Raw genomic sequence first — 20,177 nt, forward strand, 5'->3', positions numbered from 1 at the left:
TACACCAAGAAGGCACGACAGACAAAGCTGGCGCGATCGTCGATGCACCTGGTGTCGATGCCGCAGAAGAACAAAAAACCGGCTGAGTGTCCCACCTTCGAGTCGAGGCGTCTCACCGTCAATTTCGGTGGTACTTCAAGACGTTATAGGGTGGGAAAATCGCAGTGGTGCCCCCGGTCGGACTCGAACCAACACTTCCGTGAGGAAACCTGATTTTGAGCGCTTCCGGGCCCGCTATCCTGTCTCTATCCGGCAGACCGCCACAGCACGATAACACGTTGTTTCACCTCGCTTTATCGCTTCGCATCGTGATCCAGTCCTAGCCGGTCGTACGCCACGGTCTCCCTTCTGGCTGCACCTATTCTGCACCTGGAATCGAGGCTCGACGGAGGTTTCGGACGTGTCAAAGCTCAAACTTACGAAGATGGTGGTCGATGCCGCCCAGCCTCAACAGCGTGACTACGAACTTCGCGATACGGTGATACCAGGCTTCTTGCTCAAGGTGACGCCGGCTGGACGCAAGGTCTTCATGGTGGCTTACGTCGCCAATAATGGCCAACGCCGCAAACCAGCGATCGGCCGCTTTGGCGAGATCACGGTCGAGCAAGCCCGAAATATAGCGCAGGATTGGCTGGCGGACGTCCGCAAGGGCAAAGACCCGAGCGTCGAGAAAGGTTCGGCGCGACATGCACCTTGCATAAAGGAGCTCTTCGAGCGTTTCGTCTCTGAGTACTCAGAGTGCCGCAACAGGCCATCTACTGTTAAAGCGAACCGCAGCAACGGAAAGCTCTACATAGTTCCCAACCTCGGGCAGATGAAGGCTTCTGATGTTACCCGAGCCGACATCTCAAGCCTTATGCACAAGATGTCGAAACATCCGACAAACGCCAATCGGGTTTTCTCGACGTTGCACAAGATGTTCAACATGGCCGAGGTCTGGGGATTTCGTCCAGATGGATCCAACCCCTGTCGGCACGTCCCTAAGTTCCCCGAACATGGAAAGACCCGGCTTATCAACGATGCGGAGCTGAAGCGGCTCTACGCCTATCTTGATAAAGCCGATGTAGAGGGCCTCGAACACCCCGTCATCCTCCTCGCCGTCCGCCTGCAGTTCGAGCTCGCCGCCCGGATGTCAGAGATTCTCAAGCTCGAATGGGCCTGGATCGATCTGATCAATCGGCGCATCTGCTGGCCTGAAAGCAAGACGGGCGGCATGTCTAAACCGATAAGCGCAAATGCAGTTCGTCTGCTCGAAACTGCACCGCGTCTCGAGGCATCACCTTACGTGTGCCCCGCCATCTTCGATCCCAACAAGCCGATGCCCAAGCATACCTACTATAAGGGCTGGAGCCGTATTCTGGAGCGGTCTAGCGTTCCGCACGTGGGGACGCATGGCATCCGGCACCGCTCCGCGACCGATATCGCCAACTCCGGGATTCCCGTGAAGGTCGGTATGGCCCTAACGGCGCACAAGACCGTCACGATGTTCATGCGCTATGTCCACACAGAAGATGATGCCGTCAGGGCAGCGGCGGATGCTGTGGCGTTGCGGCGTTTAACGCTACTACGTCAGACCACGGTGGCCGATCCCCCGGCGTTCGCTCCCACAAAGGACGCGATGGTGCCGCTTAGCCCTCCCCAGCTTGGCAATGGACAAAAGATATCCGGCTGCGAGCCACCGGTGCTTGAGGCGAATCACTCCCCAACTTTGGCGTCGACGTATCGCCCGTTCCGGCATCGGAAAGGGGCAAACCGTGCAATCCCTCCAGGCACGAAGCGCGCATCATCCGAAACAGCCGCTGACGATCCTGATTCGGAAGGACATATTGCAAAACACAGCCACAGTGCTGAGCAATCTGTCATGACTCCGCCAGTTTGACCTAGCCTGTTCATGCTCCCCAAGCCTACTGTCGGCAATGTTTCCTTCAGCACGTCGAACACAGCCATGTCGACCGAAGAATACGGATGAAGGCGAGCGAGTGAGCCAGAAGTTGAGTGATAGGAGGACGTCGATGGCGCGGCTTGCCCGATCAATTCCAGCCTACTGCTCCCATCGCCACAAGAAGAGCGGATCCGTTGCTAGCCACACGCGCGTCTCTACTGGGAGGCCGAGCATTGACCCTGTGCCCGAAGCAATCGGCCCAGCGCCTCCTCGTCGCCCCCGCCATCAACCCGAAGCCGCACGCCCTTGCCCAGATCGATCTCGATCAAACCTCCAGTCATCGCCAGCTTCTTCTCCGGCGTCGCCGTCACTGGAACGAAGTTCGCTCCTTCTGCCGCCGATCGCCTTGCTTCCCGCCATCACACGTCGAGCAGACTAGAATGCACATCGTGACGACGCGCCACCGCGGCGACCACTGCACCAGGCCGCAAGCTCACTTCTACAATCTGGCTTTTTTGCTCCGTCGATCACCGCCGACGCCGTTCCGGGCCTGACAACAATGTCACCGAAGACATGCGCGCTCGCTAAGTTGCTACTTCACGAGCTCGCTTCTCATAGCCCCTCTCCAACAACAAGGCGGCTCTCACCAGAACTATACACCTCGGCGGCTTTGCGCGGGGGCAACGTCAGTCGACGAGGCGAGATGACAATGGTAGCAACCGAAAAACGTTCGGAGTGCGGTCAAGAGTGGTTGCTAGTCGGAAGCAACCTCATGGTAAACGTAGCCTCGATCAAAGAAACTTCACCTTCCAAAGCGGGCTCCTGGCTTACCAATCTGATCTCGACTGGGGAGCCAGATCTATCGAAACTCAAGTCAAAAGGTAACACGAAGATGCCCGCCCGCTTCGCCTCAAAGTAGGCCCTATGGAAAATTCCATCGGCAACGATTTCGACAAGAAATGGCATCACTCCTACTCGTTGGGAAAAGCCCATTAGTAGTTCGACGTGCCATTGGCCTATCGGTAAGGGAAAGTAAGGGCCGTATGTCAGAACTCTTGCAGGACCCGCGATATCGAAGACTGCGGGAAGAGGCGTTCCCGGACTGTCGCCTGCAAAGAGAACATCCCGTGGCCAACAAATCGAGAGCGAGCTGTTCCTCTGCCAGATGCCCTCAAGTAGAGGCTTCAAACATCTCTCTATCGTTCTGGTTCGATCATTCAAGGTGTCTCCCTCTGAGAGGCCGTTCAGGGGCACGACTTCAATTGGTACCTTGACATCTGCTACATCGAGAGGGCTATCGGCCAGCTCCAATAGACGACAGGTTCTATCATCTTCGCTTCCGTCAACGTCGATAGGCACGGCATCATAATGGTACGTTAGTTCGTACGCAGAAACTGCTGCAGTTACAGCTGCCAGAAGAGCACTATTAAAATCACAATGCATGCCGCGGCGTGCAACCATCAGCGCGGGATTCTCGATGAGCAAAACAATACGAGAAAACTGCTTGAGCTCCACCAGCGAGGTGGCTGTTAAAGCGTCCGGTAAAGAAACGATCTCGATATCGAGCGAATACTTCTTGCGCGCATTGGCCAATACAGCTTGAGCCCACCCGAGCCACGTAGGTGAACCATGAATAGCAAGTCTCACAGATTCTCCCTACCCACCAAGCTCTCATAATGAAATCGTGTCGACATGGGGCAGCCAGCCTCGCCACCGCATACCTAATCTTAATTTCCCGACTCCGACCTAAACATGACCATCCATTGCAATGCGCGCTACACTACAAAATGCTAGATACGCTTAAACCCGGGTGGCCAACTAGGATAAAACAGCATGGCGAATGAATTAAACCCATGGAAGCTCATTGAAAAGCGCGAAGTGTTTGATTGCAACTTCTTTACTGCCCGCAGCGACATCGTTCATCATTTGCACGGCAATCCCAGACCTTACAATAGTTTGCGCTTTAAACATTTTGGTGCTGCGGTCGTTCCAATAGACTCCGATGGCTCCACTGTCTTGATTGGCCAGTTCCGCTATGTTCTGAACCGCTTCACTTGGGAGGTGCCACGTGGGGGGGGTACGCTTGAGAAGGACTCGCTGGAGGTTGCCAAGAATGAACTCAGTGAGGAAGCGGGGCTCACTGCGAAAAGCTGGATGCACATATTCGACTTGTGGGTATCGCCCGGCACTACCGATGAGCGAGCTCCGGGGTTCGTTGCTTGGAATCTCCACCAGGGCGAGCCGCATCCCGAGCCGGAAGAGATACTCCTACGCAAGCGCGTTCCATTCAGTCAAGCAATCGACATGGTACTCTCAGGCGAGATTTGCGACATGGGTAGCGCCTCGCTCCTTCTGAACATCCAGACACGCCTAGTGCGGAACGACCTTCCTGCGGATCTTCTCGATATACTGCGTTAACTTTATTATATGCAGAATACTTTAGCATTATGAAGGCTTCTGACTTGGGCGCAGTATTGAATCATAGAGCCGCTTCAGCCGTTCGTCGTAGGCGTTCGGCGTAAATCTCTTAGCCTGCTCGTGTCCACGCTTCACCAAGGCCGTACGGAGATCGGCGTCTGCTTCTAAGGTCCGTATAGCATGCGCCATCTCTGTGACCGAATATGGGTCAACAATCAGGGCCGCTTCGGCGGCCACCTCAGGTAAAGAGGCGGCGTTCGAAGTCATAACCGGAGTGCCTAAAGCCATCGCCTCGATCACGGGAAGTCCGAATCCCTCATAGATGGATGGGAACAGAACTGCCGTCGCGCCACGGATCAACGAACTGAGCTGTCCTTGCGGCATGTACTCAAGACGGCGGACTTGGCGTTCGCGACGTACGACACCGTCGCTAATTCGAAAGGTACTGAAGCGTTCGTCGCGAATCTTCTTCAGATCGGCGCGATTCTGCCATCCGGCGCTGCTTGCGAGAATCAGAGGTAGTTTGCTTCCGGACGCGGAATAGGCATCGATGAGGCGACCAACGTTTTTCTTGGGCTCGATGGCGCCAAAGAACAGGAAGTATTTCCCGAAGTCGAGCCCGAAGAGCTTCGCCAAATCTTCTGCGACATCGTCGTCGCTTCGGGCTAGCAAATCGCTTGGGATAGTCACTGCTTGATATGTGTTAGTGACCCGACGCTCATCGACACCCAAATATTTTATAATATCTCTTCGGGAATATTCGGACACAGTGACGATGTGGTCAGCGGTGCGGGCCAATGTCGTGAGCAAACGATAGAAGTACTTTTTATTGTCCATTGTAGCGTAAGGGAGGCGAATGGGTACGAGATCGTGAATCGTGTAGATGTTCGGACAACCTCTGAGCGCCAACGGCACCGGATGCGTCGCGTGAAAAATGGCTGGCCGCTCTTCCACCCGAAGTTGCGCCAGGCGACCATAAATACTGAAGTGGGCCCTACAAACATCGATAAGCTGAGTTGCCGCGAACAGTCTCCGGAATGAGCGCAGCGTATCTGCCGTCGGCCCGACTATCAGGCCGCTACGCGCCAATTCCACCGGCTTCACCCCCCCAAGGGCATTGAATGGGTAACGTACATTGCGCCATGCGACTTCTAAAGGCGTCAGCCGCTTGTCGTCATCAACCGCATCAAAGGCGAGAATTTCATTTAGGCGGCCATCACTCTGCGCAAGCCCGTGCTCCACACCGAAAAGGCCATCGACATTAAATCCGAGTCGACCGGCAGCCTCTGCCAAATTGCGCGCATAGGTCGCTATACCCGTTCCGCCTTTGACGACGAGATTCTGAGCCTCATACAAGATCGTTCCGCGCCGCGACATCGGCGCAGCAGAAGGCAAGGAGGACGTTTCATTCATTCGAATAGCAAGATCCGATCCTGCACGTTAGTCTTATCGAGTACGGATTCAGAGTCCAACGGCAGGATAGCACCGTCAAGGCTGAGTTCCTTTGCGCTTCTATAGTTCTCTAGCAACTTGTCCAGGAAGCCGCCCGGGTCAGGATACCTGGCTGCGTTAAACTCCAGTACAATTATGGGATGATCCCGCGCGATGAGCCCCTGCATGCCGGCGACAATATTGAGTTCCCCTCCCTCTGCGTCTATTTTGATTAAATCCACTCTGGGATATTCCAAGGCAATTTCATCGAGCGTGAAAGTGGATACCTCGAAAGTGCGTCCACCCGGGAGATTCTCTTTGTCCACCAACGTGGCATTCTTCGGTTCGCCGTCGGGCGAATAAAGCCAATCGCGGCCTGCTCTGGCGCCCAACGCATGGGGAACAACGCGTGTGCGCGTCGAATGACCGTTCAGTAGTACTGTCTCTCTTAGCAAAGCGGCTGTGTCTGGATTTGGCTCTACTGCAATCACACGCCCAGTCTCACCGACGGCATCGCCGAGAAGCAGTGTAAAGTAACCAAAATTCGCTCCGACATCGATGGCCGTCATGCCGGGCTTAACGCGGTGTGCGAGGAACTGAGTCAGCCACATTTCCCAGAATCCGTCGAGCATGACATGGCAGGCGAAGCCACGATCGCCGCTTCGCAGGAAGATCTTCATGCGCCCTAAGATTCGAGCGAGAATGATCCCATTTCCCAAATAGGCTGTTTGCACACGTCGCCGGATCGCCGCTTCTAGAACAGGGCGTGGCCAAGTTGCCAAGTGTATCGAGTAAAGATCCTCAAACATGACGAATTGGCCTCAGACGCTCCGATAGCGAATCATATTACTCAATGAGATAGCGTGCGTGCATGCCCTTTGTCGGCCAGTATCCTCCCTATCAATCTACATACTAAGCCGGCGCATGCTCGCCTCGGCCTCACATTCCAGGTCCCACAACTTCGTTCAATACGAAATCACGATCCATCTTGAGGAGATCCTTTACGAGATACACATCACCAATCTACCCTCATAATTAGAAGTACTGAGATCACCGCAAAATTCCGCTCAGAGGCCGCTATATATCCGGCTCGCAAGTTGCATATCACTGGTAACCCGCCCACGTCCGCCCTTCAGCAGAAGTGCCTTCTGACAATAATCCCGAACCACCCCAGCGTCGTGGACCGCCATAATCATTCCACAACTCTTGCGAGCAGAGAAAAGTTCGTCATGGCACTTTTGTTGAAAACGCCGATCACCAACTAAGATCACTTCGTCGATCAAGTAGCATTCAAAGTTTATGGAGAGGGAAAGCGCAAACGCGAGTCTCATTCGCATTCCATCAGAATAGTAGCGTAACGGCTTAAATAGATTGCGTCCTAATTCCGAGAAATGATCGACGTAGTCGAGTGTCGCCTGGAAAGGCAACCCATAGACCCGCGACAAGAATCTTATGTTATCGTACCCTGTTAATTGACCTTCGAACCCGCCCCCTAAGGCCAGCGGCCATGACAAGGATAGTCCTCTATGGACCTCTCCATATGTAGGCTCCAGCATTCCAGAAAGAACTTTAATGAGTGTCGATTTACCGGCGCCATTAGGTCCCAAAACGCCTAGCCTTTCGCCGGCCCGGACCTGGAAGGAAATTCCTTGCAGGGCCCTTTTTGTCCCTTGCTCGGTATGAAAATCCATCGTGACATTGACCACGTCCACGCATCTCGCCTCCCGCTCGATTGTTGTCTCCCTTGGTTCAGTCGCCAAGCGTTTAGTCAACAACAACCGCTTTAAGACGGCCTCAAACATTTTAAGTCTGCCCATGCCGACGCGCGTCAAGGGCAAAGGCGGCCACAACCTTGTACAAGCAATAACTTAGAGCAGCGACGAGGAGGATCAGGAGAGTTCGGTATGGATATGTCGGATAATCAGGTGTGGAGGGCGCCGCTACGCGCTCGAGGTAAATTTGTTGTCGTAGGGCCTCGGCTCGCGCAACCTCAACCGCGCTACGTGCCGCCATTAGGGCGCGTTCCGAAAACTCGCGTTCGAGCACCAATCGTTCATACTCAGCAATCTTGGAGGAGAGCGAGTTAGAATCTCCAGCCAGTCTACCGCGCTCGCGTACAATTTGCGCCTCGATAGCTGCTAGGCGCCTCCTGATAGTTGCTATCTGTGGGCTATCCGGCGAAGCGCGCTCGATCTGCCGCAGTTGCATACTGGTTTCTGCTGCCTCCAAGGACAGCTTGGCGACGCCTTCAATGATAACAAAGGAGTCCTGGCCAGGGTCGACCATTCTTTCTCGATTTCTGTAAGCGGTGAGCTGTGCCTGCGCTGCAATTACGCGGTGCTCCATCTCGTCGACTTCGTTCAAGGCGGAATTCACGGCATCTCGCTGGGATCGCTCATTCAGCCGATTGACGAATTGCTCGGCGGACCGAATTAGGCCCTCTGCCAGTCGATTCACATCGGCCGCCTCAAATCCCTGAACTCGAAGGATGATTACACCCGATGTAGAATCATAATTTACTGAAATCATCCTTCTGTATTCCCGATAAAGGCCCTCTTCTCCTCTTGGCATGTAGAAATTTGGGAACCGCCAAATGAAATCAGCTTGCGGTCTGCCATAAGCCTCTCGTAATTCGTACTTTTCCTGCAACTCCCGCATCGCATCTCGCGAGAGCATGAATTCGCGGACGGCGTAAGCGTCGTTCGTTGCCCCGCTCACACCCGCGCTTTGCAGAACACTCGTAATGGCGTTCCCGATGGAAGGGCTCGAACCTCGAATGACGAGGCGCGCTTCAGCTTCAAATCGGTCAGCCAATATGAATCCGAATATCGCCAGAGCTGCCAGCGTAGGCAGCACAAAAAGGAAAACAAAGAGAACTAAGTAAGTTCTCCCCTCCCTCTGGTGGTGCAAATCCAGCACCGCTTCCTGAGGCGATGGTGCTTCGATCAGCGTTCTCAGCTCCAAGAGCTCGCTATACTTCTGCAATTCACGCTGCGAAGCCATGATAGATAGTATCGCGCTCGCCCGCACTTGTCACTCGCCGACCAGCTGCGCAATATGCGGGGGAAGACGCACTTTTGTAGGGTTGGTGAATTGCATGCTGGCGTCGCTTGATAGGCTTGTGCGCTCATCCTATCTCAACGAGCGAGTACCTTTTCGAGTCAACGTCGTGGCCCGGCGCTTGATCAAGCTGGCGTTGGTCTTCCTCCCTACAATTCTTGGAATTGTGTACTTTGGAGCGATCGCTACCAATCAGTATGTCTCGGAAGCAAGATTCATCATCCGCAGCGCCGAGCGGCCGGAAGCGGCAACCGGCTTCGCCGCTATTCTACAGGACGGCCTAGGACACTCCCAAGACGACACATATGCTGTGGCGGAGTTCATCAAATCAAGAGATGCCGCTAAACAATTGTCTTCCTCTCTGCCGATGTTCGAGATCTACGGAAGACCGGAAGCTGATGCGCTGGCTCGATATCCATCGATATTTTTCGGCCGGACAGATGAAGAGTTTTATGACTACCTAAGGCGAATGATCTCCGTAGTCTATACGCCGTCCACTGGAGTCACTACGCTGACGGTCAGGGCATTTCGCCCACAGGATGCAAAGGAAGTCGCCGCGCAGCTGTTGGCCCTGAGCGAGAAGTTGATTAACAGAATGAACAACCGCATGCAGGAGGACTTGATCGCCACGAGCACCGCCGAGGTTGCGCACAGCCAAGAACAGTTAATCATGGCACAGATCGCCATAAGTCGGTTTCGAAATGCGGAGTTAATGATCGATCCGACGAAGAGTGCAACTTCGCTAACGGAGTTGATATCCAAGTTGTCTGTCGACTTAGCTCAAGCAAAGGCTCAGATGAGGGAAGTGCTCGCAGCTTCTCCTAACAGCGTCCAGTATTTCAACCTTCAGCGGCGCATTGCGGCTCTCGAGGAACAGATCGGTTACGAACGCGCGCGTATAACGACAGCTTCTGATGGTCTTGCGGAGAAGATTGCTGAATTCGAACGATTGAATCTCAACCGGGAGTTCGCAAATCGCGCACTGACTAACGCCGAGACCGCTCTGACACGAGCTAGGGCGGATGCACGCCGTCAACAGCTCTATCTGGAAACAATCGTGCAGCCATCTGCAACCGACTATCCCTTGGAACCAAAGCGTGCCTCTGTCATCTTGACGATATTCGGCGCAAATATGATCCTGTTTCTGGTGGCCTGGCTTATCTACACTGGCGTAAGAGAGCATGCCGTTGGGGCATAGACGATTATGACCCGTAGCCAGTCTCTGCTAGCTTCCTTGGCACTTCAGCTTAGGAGCATTCACGCCCTGATGGTGCGTGACGTTATGATGCGCTATGGGCGCGAGCATCTCGGTTTCGTATGGGTCATCCTCGAGCCGATGCTTCTCACGACAGGTGTCCTGATCGTATGGTCACTTATACGACCATCTCAAGAACATGGAATACGCTTAATAGGCCTCGTGATCACTGGATACATGCCATTGACCTTGTGGCGGCACTTGACGAACTCCGCGTCGTTATTGTTCCGACGGTCGACAGCGATGCTATATCATCGCAATTTGAGTCTGCTCGACATTTTCCTGTCAAGACAACTCTTGGAGTTCGCTGGCGCAACGGCTGCGCTCATGTTCGTGTATTTTACGTTGGTGGTGGCGGGACTATTGGAACCAGTTCACGATTTCACCTTAGCCCTTGCGGGCTGGCTGATGATGGGGTGGCTGGCGCTTGGCGTATCCTCGCTCACTGTGGTGCTTTCCGAGAAGTACGAGATAGCGGAACGGTTTATACAACCTTTTCAGTACCTCCAGTTACCCATATCCGGCACCTTCTTTCTCGTCGATTGGCTGCCCTACGACGCGCAACAGATAATTTGGTACAATCCAACTGTTCATTGTTACGAGATGTTTCGAGCAGGTTTCTTTGGGCCGTCCATCGTGACCTATTATTCGCCCCTATATGTAGGCATATGGGCTTTTACTCTTTCAAGCATCGGACTGAGCGCTATCGCCCATATGAGGAGTCACATCAGGATCGTATGATGGACGTTTGCCCTAATTCTGCCTGTAAAGCCTAGTTCTTAGGCTAGCAACGTTTTGTCTTTCAACACAAAGCGTTCCTGCAAGTAGTTGCCCCACGTCCGCTCTGAAATCGTGCGCTTTTCTGGCCATCGGGAAGCGTCGTAGTTTCGTGTCTGATTATCAGAGACCAACAGATTCTCTTGCCGACGAAGCCGGAAAGTATCACTCAGCGGCCACCACCTAGGTGTATATCCTCGTCCATTGCTGCCCACCAACCGCACGGATTGGCCCATATCCAATATGCGCCGGGTCATGCTTTGCGGGCCGCTCTCAAAGAGGAAGGCATCGAGCTTACTCTTGAAGGTCAGGCCATCGGTGACCGCACAAAATTGCTCTCTGGAAATCATGAAGGCATTGGACCGAACATGAACGTTTGGCATTCTTGGAAAGATGCTGTCGTAGTCGTGCAGACTCTCATATGAGCCAGTCGCACCGACTAATCCGACGCTCTCTACTTCGAGATTTAGATGCAACTTAGCGAGCCAGTTGTCGCTTACCGGTGCGGCATGTGAATTAAAGAAACAAACATAGTCTTCAGAGATCAGCCGGGCCGCTTCGGCATAGGCGCCGATGTCGAAGCTATCATCCGCAACGTGAATATCACTGAACCGGTGATTTCTAAACGTCGCTAGGGCGCATGCCAGATCGTGCCGCGAAGCGAAGCCCTTGGCTATAACGTAGAGTTCATGCTCCGCGCCTGCAGGATGCGTCTGGTACGCTGCCACAAATCTATCAATGGATTCGCGCCAATTTTTATCTGCCCCGCGGATTAAATACCCCACCGCGATCGAGTTCTTGGCTTTGCATAACCCATTATTGCTTTCTTGATGCATGTATCACAACAACCGCGGATTTATCGTGACTTCAAACGTTGGCGACGCGACCGACAGAAATCTCTCATTATAATAAGGGTCGGATACTGATTCCCTAGCCCATGTTTGCTGATACCAATGCGCCTCGTCAATATCCAGCTTCGGCACCCGAGATTGGGACTCAAAATGAATGAGTTCGGCATAGGGCGTATACACTATCGACAGTCCAAGCCTTTGAACTTTCATACAATAATCGGTGTCATTGTAACTGATCGCCAACTCCTCTGAATACCCTCCAACTTCCTGATAAACACTTCGGCGTGTCATCATGCATGCTCCGGTGACAGCACCAAAATTCCGAACGCCTCCGGTACTAAAGAAGTATCCCGCATCGTCGCGCGGAAACAATCGTCTAACGTGATCTGGGTTGCCACTGTTGTGAACTACTCCGACATGCTGAGTGGTCAAATCCCTGTAGAGTAGTTTCGGCCCAACCACGCCAACATGAGGCTTTTCGAAATGCTCTAGCATTCTCTCAATCCAGTCTGTCGAGAGAATCTCAATATCGTCATTCAGAAGGAGAAGGATGTCGCCGCTAGCGATGGACGCGCCCAAATTCAGTTTTTTAGCTACATTGAACTTAGGTTCGCGGAACGTGATTCTTTTACATTGCGCTTGTTCCAACGTTGCGAGCTGCCGATGCGACAGGTCGTCGTTGTCGACCACGACAATCTCAATATTCTTGTAACTCGTCCGATCTCGAATCTGGGCGACACAATTCAGAATCAGATCTAGCGGTTGGTCGTTATGTTGAACAACCTGACCAGCCGTAGGAATAACAACAGAAACAAGGGGCTTTTCGCTCGGCTCTACCTTGATTCTGAAGTACTCAAGTTCCTGGTTGCCCGGCGTCACCTGACCCTTTCTGCCTGTGCGGAGCAACCGACTTTCAAGAGCCGCGACGCCAGCTTGACCTTCAGAGCCTTTGGATTCGCGACCGGCGCAGGTAAAGAGAACCTGATCGACATGACATACACGCCTCGCAATTTCCGTGAACCGCAGTACAAAATCATAATGGCCAGCGGGCTTGGAACACAAATTGGCTAACGAAATTCTGAAACAGGCGCCATACCCAATGTAATTAAATGATTCCAAATAGTCCGGACTCCAGGCCGGCTTGAAGAATGACAATATGTCGCTGCCGTTCTGTCGTTCCTCGTCGGCATAAATCAAATCTGCATTCGGATCACGGTTCAGGAAGCTTGCGAAGCTGTATAATGCTTCTCGGCGTAGCGTATAGCCGGAGCGGAGAAATATGACAAAATCACCGGTCAATTCCATCCAAGGAATTGTGCTCGCATAACGAACATCCGTCGTGGATCGTTCGACCTTCATACTCGTTGAGCCACATATCCAAACCTGTGAGCAGGCATATATCTGCTGCTTTATCGAAACTAGCGTTGCCTTCAAATCCGCCTCATTGTCCACATAGATGACCACGGTGAACTTGGGTCGATACAGCATGTTGGTTATGTGGTCTCGCAATTCGGGCAACTGTTGTTCCACGAGCTTTTGATTGATCTCCTTCCACTTACGATAAGTGAGCTTATCCTCTTGATTTGAGAGGCTCCAAGGAACAAAGAGCAGCCACGAAGAAAAAATCGGTACGCGTTCGTCGTCCGGTGTCAGCAGAAACAGCTCAATCTTCTGGATACCAATTGAAAGGGTGACCAGGAGTTCGAAGCCGCACTCAAGTGGCAACGAGCAGACTCCAACAAAGGCATTCGCGACATCCTCACGAGCCTTTGGATTCCCAGTGTAAGATTCACCTCCGATCTTGATTTCGACGTTAAGCCGCTTTCCGGTACCAGTATCAATAGCCCAACCAGAGACGAGCATTCGTCGGTTCTCGACTAACTCGAAGCGGCGCCTCTTTGGCCGATCAATGTGAAAGTAATAGCCACGCGATCCCGATACCTGTGACCGGGTGCGAAAGGAAAATATACGCGCAATAGAGAAGCAAAGAATGGCTTGCCTGCGCAAAGTCCGCCACTGCCCAGGTGCGTCTTCGGTTTCGACATCAATTACACTTCGACCGAACGGCAGCTCGATCTTGCTTGCAAAGCCGCTGTCGACGGGAATGGCGCCAAATATTGCCAGTGCTTCTTGCACATCTTGCCTCGGCACTGCTGAGGCTGCGTACTCCGACTTCCCTACTCGAATACGAATCTTTGGTCGGTGGAGCGTACGCAGGTCTACTGCCCACCCGGAAATCCTAATAGTGGATCGCGCTGTAATCAGCACCTCCACCTTGTCTGGTTCGTCGATGTGGAAGCGTAAATCGCCCGATTCCACATTCACGGGCGAAGTATCCCCAAGTACCCGTCTCCCATAGGTAACCAAAGACGAGATCATGAATTGGAAACCTCTCTCTGTCATACGACGACGCCTGCGGACTAATTGACTTCTCTAATGCCGCCAGACTGACCGAGATTAGCGTTACTTCGCAGAGTTTTTACCGCACATCGCTTATTTTCTTTCGCCACCAATTGATAGTCTCAGCCAAACCTTCAGTCAGGCCTCGTCCTTCACAAAAGCCAATTCTCTCCCGCAAGACTGTCGTCGCAGCAAACAATTTCTGCGGTTCGTTTGGAGGTGCGGGGCGAGCTCCCAATTGGATGAGTTCTGGTCGCCCAACCTGCCTACCAATCTCCTGGATTATCTCACGCAGCGGCACACAACGTCCCGAGGCAACATTGACTGGGCCACAGTAGGTATCCTCTAGGATAGCGACGATTGCCTTCGCGACGTCTTCAACGTGCATGAAGTCTCGTTCGGCAACACCAGGCCCGCAGGCCGCTGGCGTCCCCTTTATCAGTGCTCGAATGACATCTGGTACCAGACGCTTCTCGTCTTCGAAGGGGCCATACAAGTAGAAAAGCCGCGCCCACGCAAACTCTACGCCATCGCGCGAACACGCAGCATTCAAAAGTTCGAAGAGAGCTGATTTTGAGATTCCGTATAGCGTTCTCGGCAATAGCGGAGTCTCTAGCTCGTCCATATTCTCGTAAGACCAGTCATATTCCGCACATGTGCCAGCAAACACCGCACGCTTGCCACCACTTCTAGCAAACGCCCGATAAAGCTCAATGCTTGCAGCAACCCAATCGAGGTTGTCCGGAGATTCCCAGAATGTGCCGGGCGTCGCGTTCCAGGCGAGATGTACGATAGCTGCAGGGGCAATATCTCGAACTAGGCGACCCGCGGTACCGGGCTCGAGCAAATCCGCTTCATGCCAAACTACTCCGTCAGGAATGGGATCCAGACCACGACGGGCGACACAGTGTATGTCCCATCTCGTGCGAGAGAGGGCATTTACTACATGCCGGCCAATGAAACCACTGGCTCCGGTCACCAAAACAGATGGCGGTACACTCATGATGAAATGAGGGGAAAGGCTGCATCGCGCTCGGAGATTACCGGATCAGTCAACGGCCACTGGATTCCGAGTGCAGGATCATTCCATCGAAGTCCGCGCGCAAGGTTGCCATAAAAGCATTCAGTCATCTGGTAGAAGACGGCGGTGTTCTTCTCAAGTGTTTGGAAGCCGTGTGCGAAGCCTTCATCAATGAAAAGTGCCCTGCCATTATCCGCGCTGAGTTGGTACCCAACCCACGTCAAGTAAGTTTGCGAGTGGGGGCGAAGATCGACCGCGACATCAAAAATTGCGCCTTGTACGCACCGGACCAGCTTGCCCTCAGGATGGGGATCGTCCTGAAAATGCAGTCCCCTCAGAGTACCGCGGGCCTTATTAAATGAAATATTACACTGGACAAAATGCGCTGGAAGACCGTGCTGTGCGAACTCCTCAGCGCAATAGGATCTCGCGAAGAAGCCCCGCTCATCTTCGTGGCGATCCAAATCGATGACCCAAACCCCCTCTAGCTTTGTCTTCGTGAAAATCATTCTATCACCGAGATTCTTGGTATCGGCACCACAAATTTACCACCCCAAGAGCGTACTATTTTCATTTGATCGACGATCTCGTCGCGTAGGTTCCACGGGAGAATCAAGACGAAGTCTGGCTTCGCATGAATGATTGCCTCCGGTGCCCGAATAGGAATACGGGTGCCTGGTAGAAGCATACCTTGCTTGTGCGGGCTTCGGTCGACGGTAAACTCCAAGAGTTCCGGGCCGACGCCACAATAATTTAATAGGGTATTGCCCTTCGCTGGGGCTCCGTACCCCACCACTTTCTTGCCTGACCTTTTAGCACTAAGTAGGAACTCGAGTAGCGAAAGCTTTGTGTCCACTACCTGCTGCGCAAACCGCTCATAGATGACGTCACTTTCCAATCCTGCCGAGACCTCCTGCTGCAAGATTTCGGCCACTGCATCGGTATTCGAGTGCTTACTCCCACTGTGGCACGCGTACACCCGGAGCGACCCCCCATGCGTCGGCAATTCCTCGACATCGAAGACTCTAAGTCCATGATGGGCAAAAATCCGCTGCACCACATGCAAGGAAAGGTACGAAAAGTGCTCGTGGTAGATGGTGTCGAATTGGTTCTCGATGATTAGCCGAAGAACGTGCGGAAACTCGACCGTCACAACGCCTTCTTCTGGCAACAGAATCGCAAAACCACCGACAAAGTCATTGATGTCCGGCACATGCGCCAAAACGTTGTTGGCCGCTATGATGTCAGGCCGAAAACCTTCGCGTTTTAGGGCCTTTGCGGATGTAACTCCGAAGAAAAGAATCTTTGTGGGAATTCCCCTGTCAATAGCTACTTTCGCGACGTTTGCCGCAGGCTCTATCCCAAGAACGGGGATATCGCGTTTCTGAAAGAACTGAAGGAGGTATCCGTCGTTGCTGGCTACCTCCACGATCAAAGATTGAGATCCGAGATTAAACTTCTCACTCATCTGATCGGCATAGGTGGAAGCGTGTTCCAGCCAGCTGGCGGAGAAAGAAGAAAAATACAAATAATCGCTGAAAATCTCCGTCGGGCTTTGGAATTCCTCCAACTGAACGAGGCGACATTTTGAGCAGACGTAGGCGTGCAGCGGGTAGAATGGCTCCATTCTGTTTGTTTCATTCGCCGCAATAAAAGAGTTCGATAGCGGCGTCATGCCGAGATCTGCGAACGTCTTCGTCAGCGTGGTGCCACAGAAACGGCAGCTGCGGTGTTGCATAACGTCTTGTCCCTAAATGCTTTCGTAATGGCGGATGTCGCTGATAACAAGCTCCTTCGCCGAGTGGCCTTCGGCTTGCTTCCGGTACCAGCTCACAGTCCGTCCAATAGCCTCGGACAGAGGAAGCTTGGGGCTCCAGCCAAGGCGCGAGCGAGCGAGGGTGGCATCAACAGCAAGCAGAGAAGCTTCGTGGGGGTGTTCATTGCCCTCAAGCGACCATGACGCACCATCCCCCCATTCCGAAACCATTCGGTCGACGATCCAATTTACCGGCTTCACTCCAGACAGATCCGGACCAAAATTCCACGCTGTCGCGTATGCGTCCCTATCGGATGTCATGCATTCAGCCAGCAACAAATAGCCGCAAAGCGGCTCAAGAATATGCTGCCATGGTCGGGTCGCATGGGGGTTGCGAATCAGAACCTTGCTGCCCTTTTGAAAGGCTCGGATGCAATCCGGAACCAGGCGATTCTCCGACCAGTCTCCACCTCCGAACACATTGCCAGCTCGAACAGATGCGATAGCTACACCTTGAGAATTCTGCTGACTCGAAAAATACGATCGCCTCCACGCCGCCACAACGAGCTCCGCACATGCTTTGCTAGAACTGTAGGGATCATAGCCTCCCAACATGTCGGTCTCGCGATAGGCCCAGACCCATTCCTTGTTCTCGTAGACTTTATCGGTCGTCACAGAAACGACAACGTCAACCGTTGGACAATTACGGACCGCCTCAAGAACGTTCAGTGTGCCGATCACGTTAGTTTCGAAAGTGAGCTTCGGCTCCGCATATGAACGCTGAACCAAAGGCTGGGCCGCCAGGTGGAAGATGACTTGCGGGCAGGCCGCCTCCATCGCAGAAGCAAGAGCGACAGCATCGCAGATATCGCCTCTGACTGACTGAACGGCACTCTCCACGTCGGCTAGCTCACACAAACTAGGCATGTGATCAGGCGGCAGCGCATACCCGGTGACGTGAGCACCAAGTTGTTCCAGCCAGAGGGAAAGCCATCCTCCTTTGAAACCAGTGTGTCCTGTAATGAATACTCTCCGCCCCCTCCAGAAGTCCGGAGATGGAAGCCCTACTTTTGCCAAGGCGGATTCCCCGCTGCCCACAGCTCCTCAAGCACACGCTTATCCCGCAACGTATCCATCGGTTGCCAAAATCCGTCGTGCTGGAAGGCCATCAGTTGATTGTTTTGCGCGAGCTTCTCTAGAGGTTCTCGCTCCCAAATCGTGCTGTCATTATCAATATAGTCGACCACCGAAGGTGACAGCACAAAAAACCCGCCATTGATCCATTGGTTGTCTCCAGCGGGTTTTTCACAGAACCCATGAACAACGTGATCAACGATATCTAAGGCCCCAAAACGCGCTGGTGGCCGTACGGCTGTTACGGTGGCTAGCCGTCCATGCTCAGTGTGAAACCTGATCAACGACGCAATGTCGACGGAGCTGACTGCATCACCGTATGTTAAGCAGAAGGGATCATTGCCAAGGTAGTCGCGGACTCTTCTTAGCCGGCCACCGGTCATCGTGTCCGGGCCCGTATCCACCAACGTCACCTTCCACGATTCAGCCTTACTGTGATGCATCGTCGCAATATTGTCAGCGACGGAGAACGTCACGTCGGTCATGTGAAGGTAGTAGTTTGCAAAGTACTCCTTGATCGTATAGCCCTTATAGCCAAGGCATATGATGAATTCCCGAACCCCGTGCCGATGATACATCTTCATGATGTGCCAGAGAATTGGCTTTCCGCCGATCTCAACCATTGGCTTGGGGCGGACTTCGGTCTCTTCCATGAGACGGGTGCCCAACCCCCCCGCCAGAATCACAGCTTTCTTAATCATGGCTGCAACATGGCATTCTTCTGGACTAATCTCCATCACAAAATCTATTCTTCCTCGTCTTTAGGCAGAATGCCATGGTTATAATATTTTTATAGAATTATTAAGAATGTTAACTCGCATCCTACTTCAGCCTGGGTTTGTTGCGGCCCTCCCCTCCTCCCAAGCTGCTATTGATTTGATTCCTGAGTGGATATCGAATTTACCAGACAAGCTTGGCGTAATTGCAGGGCACGCGCCGCTCTTCGATGATCCCAGGGCCGCGTGGGCGCTGGAGAAGTTGGGAGGAGTCCAAGGAGGACGAGTGCTCGAACTTGGCCCGATGGAGGGCGGTCACACATATATGCTTTTGCGCGCGGGTGCGGCCGATGTCGTTGCTATTGAAGCCAACAAACAGGCTTATCTTAAGTGTCTCATAGCCAAGGAGCTTCTCAAGCTCAGCGGGGCCCAGTTCTTGCTTGGCGATTTCGTTCCCTGGCTCGCCCAGACGAATTTGTATTTTGACGTTGTCTGGGCAACTGGCGTTCTAGATCAAGTGATCAATCCACTCGGATTGCTGGCCTGCATAGCTCTTAGAACTGACAAGATACATGTCTTTACTCACTACATTCCAGACGATGGGCTTGTAGATACTAATTTGGCTAGCAGCATCATCGCAGTTGAACAACGACCGCATCGCGGTCGCATGATTCCTCATTTCATGAGAGCGCTCCCCGACTCTTCCACCACATCCCACTATTCAGGGGGCCTCTACACTGCTTCGGCGTGGCTACGCCGAATAGATATTCTCGACGAGCTCAAGCTCTTAGGATTCAGCCAGATCGAGATCGGTTTTGAATCTGCTACAGACAATGGCCCTTGCTTTGCCTTCGTTGCAAAACGCTGTGCGTCCGGCAATAGACCGACTTGAAGGTATTAGGTTATTTTCTACGGCCTTCCTGGCGCGAGGAGCAAAGGCCTACGCTTTGCCAAGCCGAAGGCACTTGTCTTTATTCGTCGCACCAACAGACTGTCGAGTTTAAAAATCCAAGCTTCTTGCAGCCTTTTCAGCGCGAAGATTTGAGCTTCAATAGTCTGCTGAAGTTCCCGTTCGCGGCCAAGACAATCAGCGATCTGCTTCTTGAGCGCATTTTCTGTAGCCGCGTGAGTTTGCGTCGTCGCCGCAAGTTCAGTGATATACTGCTCCTTTGCGAGGATTGTAGCTTCGCATACAGTTTTGTCGGCTTCGAGAGATGCCGCACGTCCCTCCAGCAGAACATTTGTCTCTTGTAGCCCGTGAATTCTGCCATCGAGCTCCGACAACATTAATCGCAATGCCTCCGCTTCAACTATAAAGCCAGCCAGAGGCTCAAGACAGGCCACTCTTGTATTCAGGTTCGACAATTCTTCTTCGAGCCTAGTGACCTCCGACGCCGTCGCATTCGACGTTGCCTCGAGCTCGCGGATCCGCGTATCCCGGCCGCTCAGTTCTGCTTCCAGCGTGTCGCACGCTGA

General features: G+C 53.1%; 18 protein-coding genes and 2 pseudogenes. 5 read left to right on the forward strand and 15 right to left on the reverse strand.

What is annotated here, in order from left to right; translation table 11 throughout:
* Positions 1 to 400 precede the first annotated feature (400 nt).
* The gene (locus B5D62_RS28745) at positions 401 to 1,879 is read left to right on the forward strand and encodes a tyrosine-type recombinase/integrase (RefSeq protein ID WP_085937521.1); all 1,479 of its coding nucleotides are present in this window, start codon (positions 401 to 403) and stop codon (positions 1,877 to 1,879) included.
* Positions 1,880 to 2,097: 218 nt separating this feature from the next.
* Here the strand turns inward: B5D62_RS28745 and B5D62_RS33565 are convergent, their stop codons facing one another.
* From B5D62_RS33565 to B5D62_RS33135, 3 genes and pseudogenes are all read right to left on the reverse strand, one after another.
* A complete protein-coding gene (locus B5D62_RS33565) occupies positions 2,098 to 2,253 on the reverse strand; it encodes a hypothetical protein (RefSeq protein ID WP_170921191.1) in 156 nt (51 codons plus the stop codon).
* Between the two features lie 48 nt (positions 2,254 to 2,301).
* Positions 2,302 to 2,397, reverse strand: a pseudogene (locus B5D62_RS34425) (hypothetical protein); the annotation flags it as partial.
* Positions 2,398 to 2,623: 226 nt separating this feature from the next.
* Complete coding sequence (locus B5D62_RS33135; protein ID WP_139374140.1) at positions 2,624 to 3,529, reverse strand: hypothetical protein; 906 nt, start codon at positions 3,527 to 3,529, stop codon at positions 2,624 to 2,626.
* A gap of 186 nt (positions 3,530 to 3,715) precedes the next feature.
* On the opposite strand from B5D62_RS33135, the gene B5D62_RS28760 reads away from it, so the two are divergent.
* Positions 3,716 to 4,300 carry an NUDIX hydrolase gene (locus B5D62_RS28760; RefSeq protein WP_085937523.1) on the forward strand — a complete coding sequence of 195 codons (585 nt, stop codon included), beginning with the start codon at positions 3,716 to 3,718 and terminating at the stop codon, positions 4,298 to 4,300.
* A 27-nt stretch (positions 4,301 to 4,327) separates the two neighbouring features.
* Here B5D62_RS28760 and B5D62_RS28765 read toward each other — a convergent pair whose 3' ends face one another.
* From B5D62_RS28765 to B5D62_RS28780, 4 genes and pseudogenes are all read right to left on the reverse strand, one after another.
* Positions 4,328 to 5,713: a glycosyltransferase gene (locus B5D62_RS28765; RefSeq protein ID WP_085937524.1), complete on the reverse strand. Its 1,386-nt coding sequence runs from the start codon at positions 5,711 to 5,713 to the stop codon at positions 4,328 to 4,330.
* A complete protein-coding gene (locus B5D62_RS28770; RefSeq protein ID WP_170921192.1) occupies positions 5,710 to 6,411 on the reverse strand; it encodes an FkbM family methyltransferase in 702 nt (233 codons plus the stop codon). Before B5D62_RS28770 ends, B5D62_RS28765 begins: the two co-directional genes overlap by 4 nt.
* A gap of 387 nt (positions 6,412 to 6,798) precedes the next feature.
* A pseudogene (locus B5D62_RS28775) lies at positions 6,799 to 7,374 on the reverse strand (ABC transporter ATP-binding protein); the annotation flags it as partial.
* Between the two features lie 160 nt (positions 7,375 to 7,534).
* Entirely contained in the window at positions 7,535 to 8,734 is a 1,200-nt protein-coding gene (locus B5D62_RS28780; RefSeq protein ID WP_085937526.1) for a KpsE/RkpR family capsule polysaccharide export protein, read from the reverse strand.
* A 94-nt stretch (positions 8,735 to 8,828) separates the two neighbouring features.
* On the opposite strand from B5D62_RS28780, the gene B5D62_RS28785 reads away from it, so the two are divergent.
* Positions 8,829 to 9,989 (forward strand): KpsE/RkpR family capsule polysaccharide export protein, encoded by a 1,161-nt coding sequence (locus tag B5D62_RS28785; protein ID WP_170921193.1) that lies wholly within the window; start codon positions 8,829 to 8,831, stop codon positions 9,987 to 9,989.
* A 69-nt stretch (positions 9,990 to 10,058) separates the two neighbouring features.
* Positions 10,059 to 10,787: an ABC transporter permease gene (locus tag B5D62_RS28790; protein WP_170921194.1), complete on the forward strand. Its 729-nt coding sequence runs from the start codon at positions 10,059 to 10,061 to the stop codon at positions 10,785 to 10,787.
* A gap of 38 nt (positions 10,788 to 10,825) precedes the next feature.
* Here B5D62_RS28790 and B5D62_RS28795 read toward each other — a convergent pair whose 3' ends face one another.
* From B5D62_RS28795 to rfbF, 7 genes are all read right to left on the reverse strand, one after another.
* Complete coding sequence (locus B5D62_RS28795; RefSeq protein WP_085937529.1) at positions 10,826 to 11,659, reverse strand: hypothetical protein; 834 nt, start codon at positions 11,657 to 11,659, stop codon at positions 10,826 to 10,828.
* Between the two features lie 3 nt (positions 11,660 to 11,662).
* On the reverse strand, positions 11,663 to 13,999 hold the full coding sequence (locus tag B5D62_RS28800; protein WP_170921195.1) for a glycosyltransferase family 2 protein: 2,337 nt from the start codon (positions 13,997 to 13,999) through the stop codon (positions 11,663 to 11,665).
* 154 nt (positions 14,000 to 14,153) lie between these two features.
* Positions 14,154 to 15,077, reverse strand: a complete 924-nt coding sequence (locus B5D62_RS34430; protein WP_085937531.1) for an NAD-dependent epimerase/dehydratase family protein — start codon at positions 15,075 to 15,077, stop codon at positions 14,154 to 14,156.
* On the reverse strand, positions 15,074 to 15,604 hold the full coding sequence (rfbC, locus tag B5D62_RS28810) for a dTDP-4-dehydrorhamnose 3,5-epimerase (protein WP_085937532.1): 531 nt from the start codon (positions 15,602 to 15,604) through the stop codon (positions 15,074 to 15,076). Before rfbC ends, B5D62_RS34430 begins: the two co-directional genes overlap by 4 nt.
* Entirely contained in the window at positions 15,601 to 16,833 is a 1,233-nt protein-coding gene (locus B5D62_RS28815) for a class I SAM-dependent methyltransferase (protein WP_085937533.1), read from the reverse strand. The genes rfbC and B5D62_RS28815 overlap by 4 nt, the downstream gene beginning before the upstream one ends.
* 12 nt (positions 16,834 to 16,845) lie before the next feature.
* Positions 16,846 to 17,928, reverse strand: a complete 1,083-nt coding sequence (gene rfbG, locus B5D62_RS28820) for a CDP-glucose 4,6-dehydratase (RefSeq protein ID WP_218191370.1) — start codon at positions 17,926 to 17,928, stop codon at positions 16,846 to 16,848.
* Positions 17,916 to 18,722 (reverse strand): glucose-1-phosphate cytidylyltransferase, encoded by an 807-nt coding sequence (gene rfbF, locus B5D62_RS28825; protein ID WP_269435138.1) that lies wholly within the window; start codon positions 18,720 to 18,722, stop codon positions 17,916 to 17,918. Before rfbF ends, rfbG begins: the two co-directional genes overlap by 13 nt.
* Positions 18,723 to 18,792: 70 nt before the next feature.
* Between rfbF and B5D62_RS28830 the strand changes: the two genes are divergently transcribed.
* A complete protein-coding gene (locus B5D62_RS28830; RefSeq protein WP_139374141.1) occupies positions 18,793 to 19,593 on the forward strand; it encodes a class I SAM-dependent methyltransferase in 801 nt (266 codons plus the stop codon).
* A 17-nt stretch (positions 19,594 to 19,610) separates the two neighbouring features.
* Here the strand turns inward: B5D62_RS28830 and B5D62_RS33570 are convergent.
* A partial coding sequence (locus tag B5D62_RS33570; protein ID WP_170921196.1) for a hypothetical protein occupies positions 19,611 to 20,177 on the reverse strand: 567 nt, incomplete at its 5' end.

Origin of the sequence: Enhydrobacter aerosaccus (genome assembly GCF_900167455.1) — a bacterium.
Classification (GTDB): domain Bacteria; phylum Pseudomonadota; class Alphaproteobacteria; order Reyranellales; family Reyranellaceae; genus Reyranella; species Reyranella aerosaccus.

Coding starts and splice junctions, on each gene's coding strand:
- B5D62_RS28760 (WP_085937523.1), top strand. CDS start 3,716: ATGGCGAATGAATTAAACCCATGGAAGCTCATTGAAAAGCGCGAAGTG.
- B5D62_RS28765 (WP_085937524.1), bottom strand. CDS start 5,713: ATGAATGAAACGTCCTCCTTGCCTTCTGCTGCGCCGATGTCGCGGCGC.
- B5D62_RS28770 (WP_170921192.1), bottom strand. CDS start 6,411: ATGAAGATCTTCCTGCGAAGCGGCGATCGTGGCTTCGCCTGCCATGTC.
- B5D62_RS28780 (WP_085937526.1), bottom strand. CDS start 8,734: ATGGCTTCGCAGCGTGAATTGCAGAAGTATAGCGAGCTCTTGGAGCTG.
- B5D62_RS28785 (WP_170921193.1), top strand. CDS start 8,829: ATGCTGGCGTCGCTTGATAGGCTTGTGCGCTCATCCTATCTCAACGAG.
- B5D62_RS28790 (WP_170921194.1), top strand. CDS start 10,059: ATGGTGCGTGACGTTATGATGCGCTATGGGCGCGAGCATCTCGGTTTC.
- B5D62_RS28795 (WP_085937529.1), bottom strand. CDS start 11,659: ATGCATCAAGAAAGCAATAATGGGTTATGCAAAGCCAAGAACTCGATC.
- B5D62_RS34430 (WP_085937531.1), bottom strand. CDS start 15,077: ATGAGTGTACCGCCATCTGTTTTGGTGACCGGAGCCAGTGGTTTCATT.
- rfbC (WP_085937532.1), bottom strand. CDS start 15,604: ATGATTTTCACGAAGACAAAGCTAGAGGGGGTTTGGGTCATCGATTTG.
- B5D62_RS28815 (WP_085937533.1), bottom strand. CDS start 16,833: ATGCAACACCGCAGCTGCCGTTTCTGTGGCACCACGCTGACGAAGACG.
- rfbF (WP_269435138.1), bottom strand. CDS start 18,722: ATGGAGATTAGTCCAGAAGAATGCCATGTTGCAGCCATGATTAAGAAA.
- B5D62_RS28830 (WP_139374141.1), top strand. CDS start 18,793: ATGTTAACTCGCATCCTACTTCAGCCTGGGTTTGTTGCGGCCCTCCCC.